Origin of the sequence: Moraxella pluranimalium (genome assembly GCF_002014825.1) — a bacterium.
Lineage (GTDB): Bacteria > Pseudomonadota > Gammaproteobacteria > Pseudomonadales > Moraxellaceae > Moraxella > Moraxella pluranimalium.
In genome coordinates, this window is sequence record NZ_MUYU01000002.1 from 1 (window position 1) to 15,881 (window position 15,881).

Annotated in this window: 17 protein-coding genes; 2 read left to right on the forward strand and 15 right to left on the reverse strand. The window is 45.1% G+C overall.

Going from position 1 to position 15,881, the window contains the following annotated elements; translation table 11 throughout:
* Nucleotides 1-42 precede the first annotated feature (42 nt).
* Nucleotides 43-567, forward strand: a complete 525-nt coding sequence (locus tag B0680_RS00175; protein ID WP_078253038.1) for a helix-turn-helix domain-containing protein — start codon at nucleotides 43-45, stop codon at nucleotides 565-567.
* Nucleotides 558-1,430, forward strand: coding sequence for an IS3 family transposase (locus tag B0680_RS00180; RefSeq protein WP_228143719.1), 873 nt, complete (start codon nucleotides 558-560; stop codon nucleotides 1,428-1,430). Before B0680_RS00175 ends, B0680_RS00180 begins: the two co-directional genes overlap by 10 nt.
* A gap of 79 nt (nucleotides 1,431-1,509) precedes the next feature.
* On the opposite strand, the gene lptB is transcribed toward B0680_RS00180, so the two are convergent.
* The 15 genes from lptB to B0680_RS00255 all read right to left on the reverse strand — a co-directional run bounded on the left by lptB (nucleotide 1,510) and on the right by B0680_RS00255 (nucleotide 15,635).
* Nucleotides 1,510-2,235, reverse strand: a complete 726-nt coding sequence (lptB, locus tag B0680_RS00185; RefSeq protein ID WP_078253040.1) for an LPS export ABC transporter ATP-binding protein — start codon at nucleotides 2,233-2,235, stop codon at nucleotides 1,510-1,512.
* Nucleotides 2,236-2,253: 18 nt separating this feature from the next.
* Nucleotides 2,254-2,781, reverse strand: coding sequence for a lipopolysaccharide transport periplasmic protein LptA (gene lptA / locus B0680_RS00190; protein WP_078253041.1), 528 nt, complete (start codon nucleotides 2,779-2,781; stop codon nucleotides 2,254-2,256).
* Nucleotides 2,782-2,803: 22 nt separating this feature from the next.
* The gene (lptC, locus tag B0680_RS00195) at nucleotides 2,804-3,379 is read right to left on the reverse strand and encodes an LPS export ABC transporter periplasmic protein LptC (protein WP_078253042.1); all 576 of its coding nucleotides are present in this window, start codon (nucleotides 3,377-3,379) and stop codon (nucleotides 2,804-2,806) included.
* Between the two features lie 9 nt (nucleotides 3,380-3,388).
* Nucleotides 3,389-3,922 carry a KdsC family phosphatase gene (locus B0680_RS00200; RefSeq protein ID WP_228143717.1) on the reverse strand — a complete coding sequence of 178 codons (534 nt, stop codon included), beginning with the start codon at nucleotides 3,920-3,922 and terminating at the stop codon, nucleotides 3,389-3,391.
* On the reverse strand, nucleotides 3,923-4,900 hold the full coding sequence (locus tag B0680_RS00205) for a KpsF/GutQ family sugar-phosphate isomerase (RefSeq protein ID WP_078253043.1): 978 nt from the start codon (nucleotides 4,898-4,900) through the stop codon (nucleotides 3,923-3,925). It lies immediately after the preceding gene.
* Between the two features lie 194 nt (nucleotides 4,901-5,094).
* Nucleotides 5,095-5,727 carry an RNA chaperone Hfq gene (hfq, locus tag B0680_RS00210; protein WP_078253044.1) on the reverse strand — a complete coding sequence of 211 codons (633 nt, stop codon included), beginning with the start codon at nucleotides 5,725-5,727 and terminating at the stop codon, nucleotides 5,095-5,097.
* A 45-nt stretch (nucleotides 5,728-5,772) separates the two neighbouring features.
* Complete coding sequence (gene miaA / locus B0680_RS00215) at nucleotides 5,773-6,909, reverse strand: tRNA (adenosine(37)-N6)-dimethylallyltransferase MiaA (protein ID WP_078253045.1); 1,137 nt, start codon at nucleotides 6,907-6,909, stop codon at nucleotides 5,773-5,775.
* Nucleotides 6,909-7,358 (reverse strand): tRNA (adenosine(37)-N6)-threonylcarbamoyltransferase complex ATPase subunit type 1 TsaE, encoded by a 450-nt coding sequence (tsaE, locus tag B0680_RS00220; RefSeq protein ID WP_078253046.1) that lies wholly within the window; start codon nucleotides 7,356-7,358, stop codon nucleotides 6,909-6,911. The genes miaA and tsaE overlap by 1 nt, the downstream gene beginning before the upstream one ends.
* 2 nt (nucleotides 7,359-7,360) lie before the next feature.
* Nucleotides 7,361-7,954: a 6-pyruvoyl trahydropterin synthase family protein gene (locus B0680_RS00225; RefSeq protein WP_078253047.1), complete on the reverse strand. Its 594-nt coding sequence runs from the start codon at nucleotides 7,952-7,954 to the stop codon at nucleotides 7,361-7,363.
* 131 nt (nucleotides 7,955-8,085) lie between these two features.
* Nucleotides 8,086-9,336 carry a saccharopine dehydrogenase family protein gene (locus B0680_RS00230; protein ID WP_078253107.1) on the reverse strand — a complete coding sequence of 417 codons (1,251 nt, stop codon included), beginning with the start codon at nucleotides 9,334-9,336 and terminating at the stop codon, nucleotides 8,086-8,088.
* Nucleotides 9,337-9,541: 205 nt separating this feature from the next.
* A complete protein-coding gene (locus B0680_RS00235) occupies nucleotides 9,542-10,744 on the reverse strand; it encodes a carboxynorspermidine decarboxylase (protein ID WP_078253048.1) in 1,203 nt (400 codons plus the stop codon).
* Nucleotides 10,745-10,849: 105 nt separating this feature from the next.
* Nucleotides 10,850-11,446 carry a uracil-DNA glycosylase family protein gene (locus B0680_RS00240; RefSeq protein ID WP_078253049.1) on the reverse strand — a complete coding sequence of 199 codons (597 nt, stop codon included), beginning with the start codon at nucleotides 11,444-11,446 and terminating at the stop codon, nucleotides 10,850-10,852.
* Between the two features lies 1 nt (nucleotide 11,447).
* Entirely contained in the window at nucleotides 11,448-13,559 is a 2,112-nt protein-coding gene (gene uvrB / locus B0680_RS00245; RefSeq protein WP_078253050.1) for an excinuclease ABC subunit UvrB, read from the reverse strand.
* A gap of 85 nt (nucleotides 13,560-13,644) precedes the next feature.
* Nucleotides 13,645-14,193 carry a DUF2059 domain-containing protein gene (locus tag B0680_RS00250; protein WP_078253051.1) on the reverse strand — a complete coding sequence of 183 codons (549 nt, stop codon included), beginning with the start codon at nucleotides 14,191-14,193 and terminating at the stop codon, nucleotides 13,645-13,647.
* 101 nt (nucleotides 14,194-14,294) lie between these two features.
* Nucleotides 14,295-15,635 (reverse strand): lytic murein transglycosylase, encoded by a 1,341-nt coding sequence (locus tag B0680_RS00255; RefSeq protein ID WP_407661985.1) that lies wholly within the window; start codon nucleotides 15,633-15,635, stop codon nucleotides 14,295-14,297.
* Nucleotides 15,636-15,881: the final 246 nt, after the last annotated feature.

Sequence of the window (15,881 nt, forward strand, 5' to 3'; positions counted from 1 at the left end):
TGAGCCGCACCCCAAAAGTTAGACAACCTTTGGGGTGTTTTTATGACCAAATACACAATGGACTTTAAACTGTCCGTCATTCAACATTATTTAACAGGACATAGTTACCACAGCACAGCCAAATTGTTTGGTATTAAATGCTCTATTGTCCAAAACTGGGTGAGACTCTACCAAACTCATGGGATTGATGGCATTCGCACAAGAACAAGCAAAGCCAGTTATTCACCAGCATTTAAACACACGGCAGTATTACAACTACTTGCTGGTAAATCCATGCCAACAGTTGCTACCGAACTAAACATCAGTAGCCCAAGTGTGCTCTTTCAATGGTTAAAAGCTTATCAAACTCATGGTATCATGGGACTGCATCCCAAACACAAAGGCAAGCAATCTATGCTAAAGACTAATAAAGCAAGCCAAACATCCAAACCTGATGAGCAAAAAACCCATGCTGAACTGATTGCTGAACTACAACACTTACGCATGGAGCTTGATGTCTTAAAAAAGTTAGAAGCCTTGGAGCGTCAGCAACGAAAAAGCAAATCATCACCAATAAAATCACAGTGATTGACGAGCTAAGGCAAATTTATCCACTAAAACAATTGCTGGCTTATCTTGGAGTTGCACGATCAACATTTTACTATCAGCTTAATCAACTGACCAAGACTGATAACCACCAAGCCATCAAAGATAAAATCCAAAACATCTACCACGCTCACAAAGGCAGATATGGCTATCGGCGTATTACCCTAGCACTAAAGCAGTTAGGCTTTGCTATCAATCACAAAAAAGTACAACGGCTAATGCATGAACTTGGACTCAAAGCAGTAATTCGTCGCAAGCGAAGCAAACACAGTACTTACCGTGGACAAGTAGGCAAAATCGCTGATAATGTCTTAAACCGTGATTTTAAAGCAGACAAACCCAATCATAAATGGGCAACAGATGTCACTGAGTTTAAAGTGGTGGATAAGCAAGGTAACGCAAAGAAGCTTTACTTATCACCCATCATTGATTTATATAACGGTGAGATTATCAGCTATAGCATCAAAGACAGACCGACTTATGAGTTAGTGCAAGAGATGCTAAACCAAGCTATGACAACACTAACAGGAGATGACAAACCTATCTTGCATTCTGACCAAGGTTGGCATTATCAAATGAACAATTACCAACAAACCTTAAAAGACAATGGTATTATCCAAAGTATGTCAAGAAAAGGTAATTGCTTGGATAATGCAGTGGTAGAGAGTTTCTTTGGGACATTAAAAGAAGAGATATTTTATGAGAAAACTAAATTTGCTTCACCAGACGAGCTTAGACAAGTGATTGATGAATACATTCATTACTACAATCATGATAGAATAAAGAGCAAATTAAAAGGACTGAGTCCTGTACAATACAGAACTCAGTCCTTGATCAAACCTTAACCGTTAATCTTAGTGTCTAAGAATTGGGGGTCGGTTCAAAAATTGGATTTTTTTTACTTTTTTGCCATGACGGACAAAATCACACCACAAAATCCTTACCCAGATACACCTGACGCACCAATTCATTGCTTAAGATTGCATCTCGATCGCCTTCGGCGATGATTGTGCCTTCAGAAACGATATACGCCTTTTGGCAAATGGATAGCGTTTCACGCACATTATGGTCGGTAATCAGTACGCCAATGCCACGCTGCTTGAGCGCAGTAATCACTTCCATGATATCACCCACTGAAATCGGATCAACGCCAGCAAACGGCTCATCCAGCAAGATAAACTTCGGATTGGATGCTAGGCATCGTGCAATCTCACATCGACGGCGTTCACCGCCTGACACACTCATGCCAAGCGAATGTCGTACGTGCTCAAGATGAAACTCACCCATCAATTTCTCAAGCTCGGCGGTTTGTTGCGACTTTGACAAATCCTTGCGGGTTTGCAAAATCGCCATGATATTTTGTTCGATAGTTAATTTACGAAAAATCGACGCTTCTTGGGGTAGATAGCCGATACCCTGCGCTGCTCGCTCATGCATGGCTTTTTTTGAGATATCTTTGCTACCAAGCATCACCTGCCCTTTGTCCATCGGTACAAGCCCGATGACCATGTAAAAGCTTGTGGTCTTACCAGCACCATTCGGGCCCAAAATTCCAACAACCTGCCCTTGCTCAATCTCAAAAGACACATCTTTGACCACCCAGCGCTGTCCATAGCGTTTACCCAGATGGCGCATACTTAATGTCGTCATGCCTATCTCTCTTGCTGATTAGCGCAGACCACGCTGATTGGTGTCGGTATTTGGTGGGAAAATCAGCTCAACACGCTTACCACCACCGCCATTCGCTTCGACATCACCATCTTTTAGGCTATAGCGGATGACATTACCCGAAAAGCTCGAACCCGCTTGCGTAAGCTTAGCATTACCCGTCAAAGTCACAATGCCCGATACCGCATCATAATCGATACGATTCGCCTGACCTTTTGCCAAGCCTTTTTCTTGGGTGATGATTTGCTGCATCGTTGCCGGGCGACCTGTCGCTACCGCTGAATTGATACTGCGGTTGTTGGTGTTCAGATTAACTGTCAAATTATCCGCAGCGATTTTTAGCGTACCCTGCTCAATCGTCACACTGCCCGAATAAGTCGTCACGCCCGTGCGCTCGCTATAAGTAGCACGGTCAGCAAGTAGACGAATTGGCTGATTGGCATCCGATGGCAATGCTGATGCAATCATCGGCGCTGCGACCAAACACGCCAAAAATACAGATTTGGCAAAATTCAATTTGTTAAGCATAATTAACCTTTGATATCAATAATTAGAATAATGGTTTGTCTTGGCGTTTTGGTGCATTAAATTGCACTTCAATCTTATGAAATTCGTACTCACCTGTGTCAAGATTAGCCTGAAACCCTTGCGCCTTAAAGCTATCAGTGCCTTGTGTGACGGTCAATGGCTCGGCACTTTGTAGCACTCGTGATTTGGTATTGCCCGTCAGTGAATTACCCACAATCACCATTTCCGCTTTATCCGCTGTCGCCGCACGCACCATGCGAAAGCCTTGCTTAAGATTAAGCTCACCGCTGTTCTGGTCAAGAGTGGCACGCTCTGCGGTCAGTGCGTATTTTTCACCTTGTGGTGGTTGCCAATCAATGGTTGCTTTGACCAATTCATCTTCGCCATTGGCATTTTGTACCAGCGATTCTGCCACGACTGTATATTCAGTTTCGCCTGTCTCAGGATTGGTTTGCACCGCTTTAATTTCGGTAACTTCATAGCTAGCAACAGGTGCTTCGGGCACGGCAGGCTTGATTTCTACATCTTCTTTATAAAAAAACCAAGTAGCTACCGCCAAAGCTAAGATGCCAAGCACCGCCAATATACGGACATTCATGACAGCTACCTACTCAAATTGTGCAATAAAGGCATCGTAATGACCTTGTGCGTGCAAAATCAAGTCACAGACTTCGCGCACCGCCCCATTGCCACCCGTCTTGTCAGTGACAATATCAGCCACCGCTTGCGTCTCACGGCAGCCATTTGGTACGCTGATGCCAAGCCCCGCTTCGCGCACTGCTTTTAAATCAGGCAAATCATCGCCCATATAAGCACATTCATGCAGCGATAACCCCAGCGTATCCGCCAAAGCTTGCAGTGCGGTAAATTTATCATCACGCCCTTGAATCAAATGCGTGATACCAAGCTCACGGGCACGACGCTCAACCATCGGCGATGTGCGACCTGTAATGATGGCAATCTCAATGCCAAAAGATTGTAGCGCCTTGATGCCGACACCATCTTGCACAAAAAATGCTTTGGTTTCAACATCATACGAGTTATAAATAATCTTGCCATCGGATAAAATACCATCAACATCCATGGCAAATAACTTAATCTTTTCGGCTTTTTGTTTGATAGAATCGGTTAATTGCATCATTTAGCTTACCCCTGCTTTTAGCAAATCATGAATACTAATTACGCCAATCAGTCGTTCATCATCTAGCACGAGTAGTTGACTGATGGCATTTTCGTTCATCACAGTCAGCGCATCTGATGCACGCATTTGGCTTGTGGTGCTTTTTGGTGTTTTGGTCATCAGCTGTCCAATTTGTGCGGACAAATCGGTATTTTGCGCAAGCTTACGGCGTAAATCGCCATCGGTAAAAATCCCCACCACTTTATCCGCATCATCAACAACGACCGCAAGACCTAGACGACCACCTGTCATCACTAGCAAGGTATCATTGAGACTCGCTGTATCTTTGATAATAGGCAGATTTTCTGTATGCATCACATCTTGGACACGGGTCAATAATTTGCGCCCCAAAGCGCCAGCAGGATGCGACAAGGCAAAATCATTACTGGTAAAACCACGAGCGTGCAGTAGCGCCACCGCAAGCGCATCGCCGAGCGCCAAAGTTGCTGTTGTGGATGATGTCGGTGCAAGCCCAAGCGGACAGGCTTCTTCGGAGCGACCAAGCGTCAAAGCAATATCCGCCGACTTTGGCAATACGCCACGCTTATCACGGCTGATGCTGATGAGCGGAATGCCAAGTTGCTTGACCACAGGCAATAGCATACGGATTTCGTCAGACTCGCCCGAATTTGAGATGGCAATCAGCACATCCCCCTTGACCAGCATCCCCAAATCGCCATGCCCCGCTTCGCCCGGATGCATAAAAAACGCCGGCGTCCCCGTTGATGCAAAAGTCGCCGCAATTTTACGCCCGATATGACCTGACTTACCCATACCCGTCACCACCACACGACCCGAGCACGCCAAAATCGCTTGGCAAGCTTGGGTAAATCGCTCATCAAGCTCGCCAATCAATAAATCTAGGGCTTTTTGTTCAGTGCGAATGGCATTGATACCATCTTGGATAAAATCCGTCATCACAGGGGCTGTATCTGTCATAATTGCTTGATATTCATTCAATTAAAAACTGTATGATAGCATATTTTGCGTGTAGATTGATGGCTATTTTGGCAAATTTTTCGTCCTGATAACCAAATTTTACATTTGCTCAAAAATCAAAAAAACTTGCAAACAGAATTTTGAATCCATTTGCAAGTTAATGTAAGACCGTGAGACAATCAAGTCAGTGATTATCAACTTTCGTAATCTTCATCGTCAAATTTGGCGTCCGCTTTGGCATCAAAGCCTTGGCGATTAAAACTGCGTGTGTCATTATTTTCAAATGACTTACCATCAAAGCCACGCTCTTCAAAGCCTTGACGGTCAAAGCCTTGTCGTTCAAAGCCCATACCCGCTGATGGTGTACGCTCAAAGCCTGATTGCATACCGCCCATACCGCCTTGATAACCCATGCTACTACGTTCAAAGCCTTGGCGTTCAAAGCCTGACTGCGGTGTACGAGTAAAGCCACCTTGTGGACGACTACCGCCTTGATAACCCATGCTACTACGCTCAAAGCCTTGGCGTTCAAAGCCACCGCCTTGATAAGTGCCGCTGGTCATCACGCCAATATTACCCCCTTGATAACCGCCCGATACCGGTGCAGAACCCCCTTCGGTACGTGGGTTGCGTGTTGGTACGACGGTTGAAATGGCGTGCTTATACACCATTTGGCTAACGGTGTTTTTTAGCAATACGACATATTGGTCAAATGATTCGATTTGACCTTGTAGCTTGATGCCATTGACCAAAAAAATCGAAACAGGAATACGGTCTTTACGCAAAGCGTTCAAAAATGGGTCTTGCAAGGTTTGTCCTTTTGACATACGACTCTCCACATAAAATAGCTCATGCAATGCAAAAGGCTGTGCCTACAGTTGGTGCGATTGCAAGAATTGCTTTTGTACTTGTTCTATGCTATCAAATGAAGCTATTGTAACATTGGTTATAGTTGGATTATCCATCAAGGCAAGTTGTTTTAGCCAAGTGTATTGGCGTTTTGCTAATTGCCTTGTTGCATATAATGCCTTATTTTTCATATCTTGACAAGATAAATCCCATAAGTTAATCGGGGTTTTTGTCGATTTTTTTGGAAAATTGGCTGAAATTTCAGCGATGATTTGTTCATCTGTCAATTTTGCAAAATTTGATTGATAATACTGATGTATCGTCGGATGATTGACCACGCACTCATGGCGAATACGACACAGATGCTCAAGCACTTGACGATAGCCCACACAACGCATCGATGGCATATCCGCATCCAGCGTCGGATACTCATTAATCAGTGCAATCACTTCATCCACAAAGCCATCCGCCCACATAATATCCAGCCTGCGACCGATACGCTCATGCAGCCATGCACGGTCAGGGGTAACAATGATGCCATACCAGTGCCATTTTGGGTCGTGGCTTAGGGCAACTTTTGGGGTGTTTTGCCAATGGCTCATTGGCTTGCCAGTTTGTAGTAGTACTTCGAGCGCACGGGTGATACGCTGGGTGTCAGATGGCTTTAGCTTTTGGCAGATGATGGGGTCGTGCGTTTGTAGATAAGCATAAAGCGCGTCGATGCCTTCATCAACTAGCCACTGATTGACTTTTCCACGAACCGACTGGTCGGTTTCTGGTACGCTAGAAATGCCATCAAACAGCGCCATATAGTACATCATTGTCCCACCGACCAAAAGTGGAATCTTGCCACGATGATGAATCCCATCAATCAGTCGCCCCACATCCGCCACAAAATTCGCCACGCTATAAGTCTCGGTCGGTGTGATGATATCCACCAGATGATGGGGAAATTTGGCAAGCTCATCAGCGGTCGGCTTGGCAGTACCGATGTCCATACCTTGATAAATCAGCGCACTATCCACCGATATCAGCTCAAATCGCCCTGTCTGATATAGCTCAAATGCCAAATCCGTCTTACCGCTAGCAGTCGGTGACATCAGACAGACGACGCTATTAGGGCTTAGCATTTGATAAGGCGGTAAAGCAGACTGCACCATCATACACCCTTGTGTTGATTGCGATGGTCGGTGATGGTCACTTGGCGTGTGTCATCGTCAAGCCGTGTCAGATGGATGGTGACATCAGGCGGTGGCAAGATACTATCTGCACGACTCGCCCACTCAATGATGACAAGGCTATCAGGCTCATCAAAATATTCGAAAAACCCAATAAAATCAAGCTCTTCAGGGTCATTAAGACGGTATAAGTCCGCATGATAGACAGGCTTTACACCTGCTTTGGTCATGAGTTGATACGGCTCAACGAGCGTATAAGTCGGGCTTTTGACCGCACCGGTATGCCCCAATGCCTGTAGCCAATAGCGGGTCAAGGTTGTCTTGCCTGTGCCCAAATCCCCTGACAGCCACACGCTACCTGCGATATCCATCATTGCAAGCTCATGGGCAAGCTTTTGGGTATCTGCTTCGTTTGCTAAAATGCGCTGCATGGTTATTTGACCTGAAGGCTGACCTGTGGATTATAAAACTTCTCGCCACGCACAAGCTTATCATACATCTGCGGGTCGCTCCACTCGGCTCTCACTTGCTCGCTAAATTCAAAGTCAGCCAGCTCAAGCTTACCCATTTGCTCATTGGCGACATCATCGCTAAAGCACTGCGCATAGCCCGTCGCCGTCTCATGGACGATGACCGAATACACCGAGACATCCGCTTCGCCATTTTGCATTTGGGTTTGTTTTAAAATTTCATTGACCCAAAAGTAAATCACACGGCTAAACTGCTCAGCCGATGGCGAGACAGGCAGGCTCACCCAGCGCGCGCTAAAGTCTTTGCAAGCCTCAATGTAGCTTGGATCATCTTTATCCCAAAAGGTGATGGCATGATCAAAGCTGTCGATAATGTCTTTGATATTACCCTTTAATAATCCAAAATCATAGACCATCTGCCCATGATCCAATCGATGCGCTTCTAAAATCAGCTCGACTTGATAGCTATGCCCATGAATGGAGCGCTTGCAGCGATCCGATGAGCAGTTGCGGACGATGTGAGCATTTTCGAATTTAAACAGTTTGCGAATACGCATGGCGTGCCTTTTTATTAGATGAATTTTATATGATGAATTATTTTTATTATAGCATAAAAAGTGGGTTAAAGATGACAAACGCACTTAAGTTACCCCAAGTGCGTGTTTGATTTATCCTAGAATTTCACCGATTATACAGCAAATTCTAGCAAGCGATCGCCATCTTTATCCGTGATACGAGTTGGCAAGCCCATTTGGTTTAGTAGATTGATAAATGGGCGAGCGTCAAGCTCTTCGACATTGACCATCGTGCCGACATTCCACTCACCAGTGGCAATCAAAATTGCCGCTGCAACCGGTGGCACGCCTGCGGTATAAGAGATGCCCTGACTGCCGACTTCACTATACGCTTCTTCGTGATCAGCGATGTTATAAATAAAAATCTCGCCATCTACGCCGTCTTTTTTGCCTTTGACCTTGTTGCCGATACAGGTTTTACCCTTATAATTTGGCGCAAGGCTCGATGGATCAGGCAGTACAGCTTTGACCACTTTTAATGGCACAACTTCAAGCCCTTCGGCAGTTTTGACAGGTTGTTCTGACAATAGACCTAAGTTTTTTAGCACGCCAAAGACATTCATATAATGCTCGCCAAAGCCCATCCAAAAACGGATATTTGGCACATTTAGGTTCTTATGCAATGAATGTAGCTCATCATGCCCTGATAGGTAGCTGTTTTGGACGCCGACCACAGGCAAATCATCGGTACGCTTGACTTCAAACATCTGATTGGTCTGCCAAGCACGATTTTGCCAAGAATAGACAACACCTGTAAATTCCCGAAAATTAATCTCAGGGTCAAAATTGGTGGCAAAATATTTGCCATGACTGCCTGCATTGATATCAATAATATCAATATCTGTCACAGTATCTGTGTCAAAATACTCAACACCCAAGCGTGCATAAGCATTCACCACACCCGGGTCAAAGCCCACGCCTAAGATCGCTGTTGCCCCTGCTCGTTTAAAGGCATCACGCTTTTTCCATTCGTAGTTCTCATACCACGGTGGCGCTTCGCAAATCTTGGTCGGATCTTCATAAATCGCCGTATCCAGATAATGCGTACCCGTCTGAATACACGCATCCATCACGCTCATATTGACAAACGGTGAGCCGACATTGATGACGATTTGGATGTCTGCATTACGGATAAGCTTCGCCACCGCATCGCTATCTAGCGCATCCAGTGCGTGCGTGTGCAATACCGCATCCCGCTTAAAACTGCCCTTTTCGGCGACGCTACCAGCGATGGCATCGCATTTTTCTTTGGTGCGTGATGCGATATGAATCTCGCCAAACACATCATTTGCCATCGCACATTTGTGCGCTACGACCTGCGCCACACCACCAGCACCAATAATCAAAACATTCGGTTGAGTCATGATAAATCCTCCTTTATGCTTAAAAAAATAAGCAAAATCAATATTATGCATGAATTAAAAAGGAAGACTTCAAGGAAAATCCATGCACCCAAAATCCATCAATACCTATGCAAACTCATAAGCTTGACAAAGCATAAAATAATAACGAGTATTTGGCGAATTTTCAACCGTTTGATGATGATTTTATGCCAAATATGGATAATTTTTATGACAGGCTGTTTTTATAATCATCATAATCAAACTGTCGCTGTACGATGACTTCACCGCTTTGACGGATGATGACAATCGATGGCATATCCACGCCATTAAACCAGTTTTTCTTAACCATCGTATAGGCAGCGGCATTGCCAAAGGCGACTTTATCACCGATTTGCAGGGGTTTATTCAGCGTATAATCCCCAAAAATATCCCCCGCTAGGCATGATTTGCCATAGATACGCACCGCCGTCTCATCAGCTGTCACGCCATCAAAATCACCGCCTTTGATGTCATACGCCGTGTCATTGACATAGGCAAGTGGTGATGACTGACGATAGATAAGCAAATCTAACATATGCGCTTCGATAGATGCATCCACCACCGCCAAAGGCTTGCCATTGTGCAGTGTATCAAGCACGCTTGTCACCAGCACTGCCCCTTGATGGACGGACGCTTCGCCCGGCTCTAGATAAATCTGCACGCCGTATTTATCGCTAAATTCTTTGAGACGATTGCTAAATTTTTCTAATGGATAATCAGGGTCGATAAAGTGAATACCGCCACCAAAGCTAATCCACTCTAGACGGTGGAACAGCTTGCCAAATCGCCCTTCGATATCCGCAAGACTTTGGCTAAATGCTTCAAAATCAGCATTTTCGCAGTTGTTATGAATCATCACACCGCTGATGCTATCTGCCACCGCCATGATGGCATCAACATCATGCTCACCAAGTCGGCTAAAGGGTCTGGCAGGGTCGGCGATGATGAATGATGAATTGCTTGTTTGTGGATTAAGACGCAGACCCACAGGGATATTTTTGGCGGCGGCTTTTTTGCCAAAGCGTGCCAATTGATTAAATGAATTAAAAATAATCTTATCGGCATACTCTAGCACTTCATCAATCTCATGCTCACTATACGCCACACTATAAGCGTGCGTTTCGCCACCAAAGCATTCTTTGCCTAGGCGGACTTCTTTGAGCGATGATGATGTCGTGCCGTGCAAATAAGGCTTCATCGCATCAAACACGCCCCAAGTGGCAAAGCATTTGAGCGCAAGTAAAGCCTTAGCGCCGCTGGCTTGGCACAGCTTGTCGGTGATGATAAGATTGTCAATAATCGCTCGTTCATCAAGTAGATAATACGGCGTGGGAATCTTGGCAAGTGCTTGTTTTTGTTCTGCTGTCAGACGCTCAAAAAACTGTGACATAACAAAATCCTGTTTGATGTTTTTAATTGGCTAAGAAATTTTGGGGATAAATGATGGTTATTTTAGCAAAATTTTGGGTGGGAACAAACCGCTTTTGCTACTTGCTCATGCACCATCAGACTCCAATGCAAGTCGACCAAGCACCTGCCGATATGCCATTGCTTTTTTCTCAAGGCTCATCGGATACGCCCGTGATGATGACGGTAGGCGGTACAAGGTGATGGCTTTATCATTAATCATCAACTCCACCGATTGCCCGACTTTTGGTAATGCTTGATTGGGGTTTAAATAACCATCGCATAAAATTTGCGTGGCTTTTTCGCCTGTGGTGATGATGCTTGTGCAATTGGGCAATTTATCCAAAATCTCACCAATATCCATCGGCGTGATAACTTCTAAGAATTTATCCGATGCGTTATTTTGCAGGCGTTTGATTTGATAAGCAGTATCGCTAATAGCAATACCCGTATCAGTAAGAAACCGCTCAATTTTATCCTGATAAAAGCTTTTGTCCGCTGTATTGATAAATTCATCTTTATTATCAAAAAACACCAAGCCCATAATCCGCCAAAAATCATTATTAAAATTGGGATAATAAAAGTCCATCTTCCAGCGTACTTGTGGTGGTGGAAAACTGCCCAAAATCAACACTTGGCTATTTGGTGGGGTAAATGGGGATAATGGGTGGGTTTCGATGGTCATGTTATTTCACCATCAACTCTTTGAGCGCAAGCATCGTATCACGCACTTTCATCGCTTCTTCAAATTTTAGCTCTCGGGAGAGTGCTTGCATTTGTTTTTCTAGGCGAGCGATTTCTTTGGCAAGTAATTTGGGCGAATGCAAAATACTTTCGTCCACGCCTGCCAAAGCTTCGGATAAAATAATCCGTACCACTTCGGTATTTTCATCATCACCTGTATCAATTTTATCGGTGATTTGGCGAGTGGCGGATTTTGGGGTGATGCCATGCTCGGTGTTGTAGGCGATTTGCTTAGCACGGCGGCGTTCGGTCTCTTCCATCGCTCGCTGCATACTCGGCGTAATGCTGTCAGCATAAAGGATAGCCTTGCCATTGACATGGCGAGCGGCACGCCCGATGGTCTGAATGAGTGAACGCTCCGAACGCAAAAAGCCTTCCTTGTCCGCATCAAAAATCGCCACCAAGCTCACCTCAGGCATATCCAGTCCCTCACGCAGCAGGTTAATCCCCACCAGTACATCATGCACGCCTGTACGTAGCTCATGGATGATTTTCATCCGCTCAACGGTGTCAATGTCCGAATGTAGATAGGCGACCTTGATGCCGTATTCTTTGAGATAACTGGTCAAATCTTCCGCCATGCGTTTGGTCAATACGGTAATCAGCACACGCTCATCCACCGCCTTACGCAGGTTAATCTCACCCAGCACATCATCCACTTGTGTCAGTACAGGGCGTACTTCTAGTACAGGGTCAACCAGCCCTGTCGGGCGTACCACTTGCTCGACGATTTGTTCGGATTTTTCAAGCTCGTACTGAGCAGGCGTGGCGGACACATAGATGGTTGATGGGGCAATACGCTCCCATTCTTCAAACTTCATCGGGCGATTGTCCATCGCACTAGGCAAGCGAAAACCGTACTGCACCAGCGTCTCTTTGCGACTTCTATCGCCCTTATACATCGCCCCAATCTGTGGTACGGTGACATGGCTCTCGTCAATAAATAGCAGTGCATCAGGCGGAATATAGTCAAAGAGCGTCGGCGGTGCTTCGCCAGCGGGTCTGCCTGATAGATGACGAGAATAGTTCTCAATGCCATTACAATAGCCAAGCTGCTGAATCATCTCAAGGTCACACTGCGTCCGCTCTTTGATACGCTGTGCTTCTATCAGCTTATCATTGGCACGAAAATATTCCAACCGCTCAGCAAGCTCAGCTTTGATGGTCTCGGATGCTTCCATGAGCTTGTCTTTTGGCGTGACATAGTGCGATTTTGGATAAATGGTAATGCGTGGCACAGACTTGATTGCCTTGCCTGTCAAGGGGTCAAACCATGAAATTTTTTCCACTTCATCGTCAAACATCGCAATACGCACCGCCAACGACTCACTTTCAGCAGGATAAATATCCAAAGTCTCACCACGAATGCGATAAGTACCCCGCCCAAAGTCTAGCTCATTACGCTCGTATTGTAGTTCCACCAATCGCTTGATAATGGCATTGCGATCCACACGATCACCCACCACGATGTGCAGCAGCATTTTTAGATAGCTTTCGGGGTCGCCCAAGCCATAAATGGCAGACACCGATGCAATGATAATCGCATCACGACGCTCAAGTAATGCTCGCGTGGCGGATAGTCGCATCTGGTCAATGTGGTCATTAATCGCACTGTCTTTTTCAATAAAAGTATCACTCGCTGGTACATAGGCTTCAGGCTGATAATAGTCATAATAGCTGACAAAATATTCCACCGCATTGTACGGAAAAAACGCCTTGAACTCACCATATAGCTGCGCTGCCAAAGTCTTATTATGCGCCATGATAATCGCAGGTCGTCCGCATTCGGCGATGACCTTTGCCATCGTATAGGTCTTGCCAGAACCTGTCACGCCAAGTAGTAGTTGCCCTGTCATGCCTGATTCTACGCCCTTAACAAGGCTAGCAATGGCGGTCGGCTGGTCGCCTGATGGCTCAAATTCTGTCACCATATCAAAGGCTTGACTGCTGATTTGTGTGCCTGACGCATTAACACCTGTTAGCTGGGCCTCATCTTGAAGTTGTTTGGCAAGTTGATTGGTCTGAATGTCGGCTCGGGTGGTTGGTTGTCGCATGGTTATTGTAATTCTGGTTAAAATGATGGTTTTATATATAGGCATAAGCGGTCAATTTAAAGACATGACCGCTTATGTGTACAAATTATTCAGAGATAATCTTGGCTGCTTCTTTCTCCATTTGCAACTTGATTTGGCTTATTTCATCTTGAAATAAGTAGTTCACCGCAAGTACCGACTCTAGCTCTGCTTTTAGATACAATCCTAAAAAAGCATTATGATTATAAGCGAATCGCTTGCCCGCAGGCGTTGATAAAAACTGATTATATGCATCAATTTCATCTTGATTAAAGTTAAGCTTAGCCAGTTCGATGTACTCATCCTGCAACTCTTGTATGATATTGCTTTCATTAAATAACAAATCACTGTTTTGTTTCAAATGGTGATAATACACCTGTGTCAACCTTTCAACTTGATCGTCAGTTAATTGATATTGTTCTTTGGCGTTTTGTGCCATGATTTGCGCCGTACGCAAGCCCGAAGTATCACTACCTTGCTTAAGATAAGAATTGAAGTCAAGTAATGCAAGCGTTTGTCGCAGTGATGCATCCGATGGCGTTTGAGCAATTGCAGATGACATACCCACGCACAGCGTACCGACAATCATCATGGCTGATTTAAATAGTGGTGACATAAAACCTCCGATAACTTGATAATGACATATTAACATAATTACCCATTATCTCGCACAAAAAAAGAGAACGCACTGCATTCTCTTTTTGTCTTAAGTCAAGCTTACCAAATCAAGCTATTTGCCGTGCTTTGGCTAATAAAACCATCAGGAATTTGACCGTTTGCCGACTGCCAACGAGCAAAAGCCTTACGAGTATTAGCACCTGCCACGCCATCAACACCGCCTGTGTCATAGCCAAGTTCGGTCAGTTTGCGCTGCAGAGTTTGCACCTGCGTGCGAGATAATGGTTGTTCGTCTCGTGGCCATGACTGCACGATACCACTACCACCCGCCATACGCTTGGCAAGTAGTGCTACACCGAGTGCATAGCTTGATGAGTTGTTATACACCTTGATGACATCGAAGTTTTTGGTCAAAAGTAGCGCCGGACCATTTTTGCCTGCAGGTAGCCACAGTTCAGCCTCATGATTACCACCAAAGCTTTCGCCACCGACGGCACTTAGCCCTGCACTTTTCCATGCATCTAGGCTGCGCTTACCGCTATTAAGTAACGCATAATCAAAGCCCGACGGTAGTCGCACTTCATAAAACGGTGCAAGACCACGCATCCAGCCGGCATTGCCTAGATAGCTTGCTGTTGAGCTTAGCGCATCGGCGGAGTTCCAAGGATTTTTGCGTCCGTCGCCATTACCATCAACACCTTCAGCCATCCAAGTGGTCGGAATAAACTGCGTATGACCCATACCGCCTGCCCATGAGCCCTTGAATTGAGATAGGCTAGCATCGCCACGTTGAATCATCTCAACCATCGCAATCAGCTGATTTTCGGCAAATTCACGGCGGCGACCATCATAAGCCAGGCTTGATAATGAGTTCACCAAATCCATCGAACCTGTGTTCGCCCCAAAGCCTGATTCCATTGCCCAAATCGCTGTGGTGACTTCTTTTGGCAGTCCGTACATATTTTCAGCTGATGATAGCACGGCAAAATTTTCATTTAATTTGCTTTTACCTTGACTAACACGACTGCTAGTTACCGCCGATTCGACGTATTCCCACGGCATTTTGGTAAATTCTGCTTGGCTACGGTCAAGGTCAATCACACGCTGATTGAGACTGGCATTTGCCATCAACTCATTTAGGATGCTAGCATTCACCCCTTTGGCGGTTGCACGACTGATAAAGTCATTACGCCATTCGCCAAAGCTTGCATAATAAGCTTGGCTTGGCTTTTGGGTTACAACAGACTGTGTTGGCTTAGCGACTACCACTTGGCGAGTTTCTTGGACGATGACAGGCTGTGGTGCTGGTTGTGGTTGTGTTGCTTGCACCACTTTGATTGGCGCGCGCTGGGTTGCTGATGGCTGTGATGAACACGCAGTAAGCACTGCCATAGCCACGACCAACGAAGATGGGATAAAATATTTTTGCATATTGCTGATTCCTATAAATAGATGTACGCACTTTAACAAGAAATGTCCAAAAAGTCGATTGGAATATTTTTAAGATTTGTTATTATCGCCAATTCTGCGAATTTTTTTGTCATTCAATCCAACAAAGCTCAAGAATTTTTCCCATTTTATTCACAACAATCAATAAGTTAATAAAAAATCACTTTGCAATATGACCAAACAATATACCAAAATCGTATCATTGATTTAAAATATTGTATAAATCAATTTTTTAAC

Excerpts from the sequence above, each read along its gene's own strand:
- B0680_RS00175 (WP_078253038.1), top strand. The coding sequence starts at position 43 with ATGACCAAATACACAATGGACTTTAAACTGTCCGTCATTCAACATTAT.
- lptB (WP_078253040.1), bottom strand. The coding sequence starts at position 2,235 with ATGACGACATTAAGTATGCGCCATCTGGGTAAACGCTATGGACAGCGC.
- lptA (WP_078253041.1), bottom strand. The coding sequence starts at position 2,781 with ATGCTTAACAAATTGAATTTTGCCAAATCTGTATTTTTGGCGTGTTTG.
- lptC (WP_078253042.1), bottom strand. The coding sequence starts at position 3,379 with ATGAATGTCCGTATATTGGCGGTGCTTGGCATCTTAGCTTTGGCGGTA.
- B0680_RS00200 (WP_228143717.1), bottom strand. The coding sequence starts at position 3,922 with ATGATGCAATTAACCGATTCTATCAAACAAAAAGCCGAAAAGATTAAG.
- B0680_RS00205 (WP_078253043.1), bottom strand. The coding sequence starts at position 4,900 with ATGACAGATACAGCCCCTGTGATGACGGATTTTATCCAAGATGGTATC.
- hfq (WP_078253044.1), bottom strand. The coding sequence starts at position 5,727 with ATGTCAAAAGGACAAACCTTGCAAGACCCATTTTTGAACGCTTTGCGT.
- miaA (WP_078253045.1), bottom strand. The coding sequence starts at position 6,909 with ATGGTGCAGTCTGCTTTACCGCCTTATCAAATGCTAAGCCCTAATAGC.
- tsaE (WP_078253046.1), bottom strand. The coding sequence starts at position 7,358 with ATGCAGCGCATTTTAGCAAACGAAGCAGATACCCAAAAGCTTGCCCAT.
- B0680_RS00225 (WP_078253047.1), bottom strand. The coding sequence starts at position 7,954 with ATGCGTATTCGCAAACTGTTTAAATTCGAAAATGCTCACATCGTCCGC.
- B0680_RS00230 (WP_078253107.1), bottom strand. The coding sequence starts at position 9,336 with ATGACTCAACCGAATGTTTTGATTATTGGTGCTGGTGGTGTGGCGCAG.
- B0680_RS00235 (WP_078253048.1), bottom strand. The coding sequence starts at position 10,744 with ATGTCACAGTTTTTTGAGCGTCTGACAGCAGAACAAAAACAAGCACTT.
- B0680_RS00240 (WP_078253049.1), bottom strand. The coding sequence starts at position 11,446 with ATGACCATCGAAACCCACCCATTATCCCCATTTACCCCACCAAATAGC.
- uvrB (WP_078253050.1), bottom strand. The coding sequence starts at position 13,559 with ATGCGACAACCAACCACCCGAGCCGACATTCAGACCAATCAACTTGCC.
- B0680_RS00250 (WP_078253051.1), bottom strand. The coding sequence starts at position 14,193 with ATGTCACCACTATTTAAATCAGCCATGATGATTGTCGGTACGCTGTGC.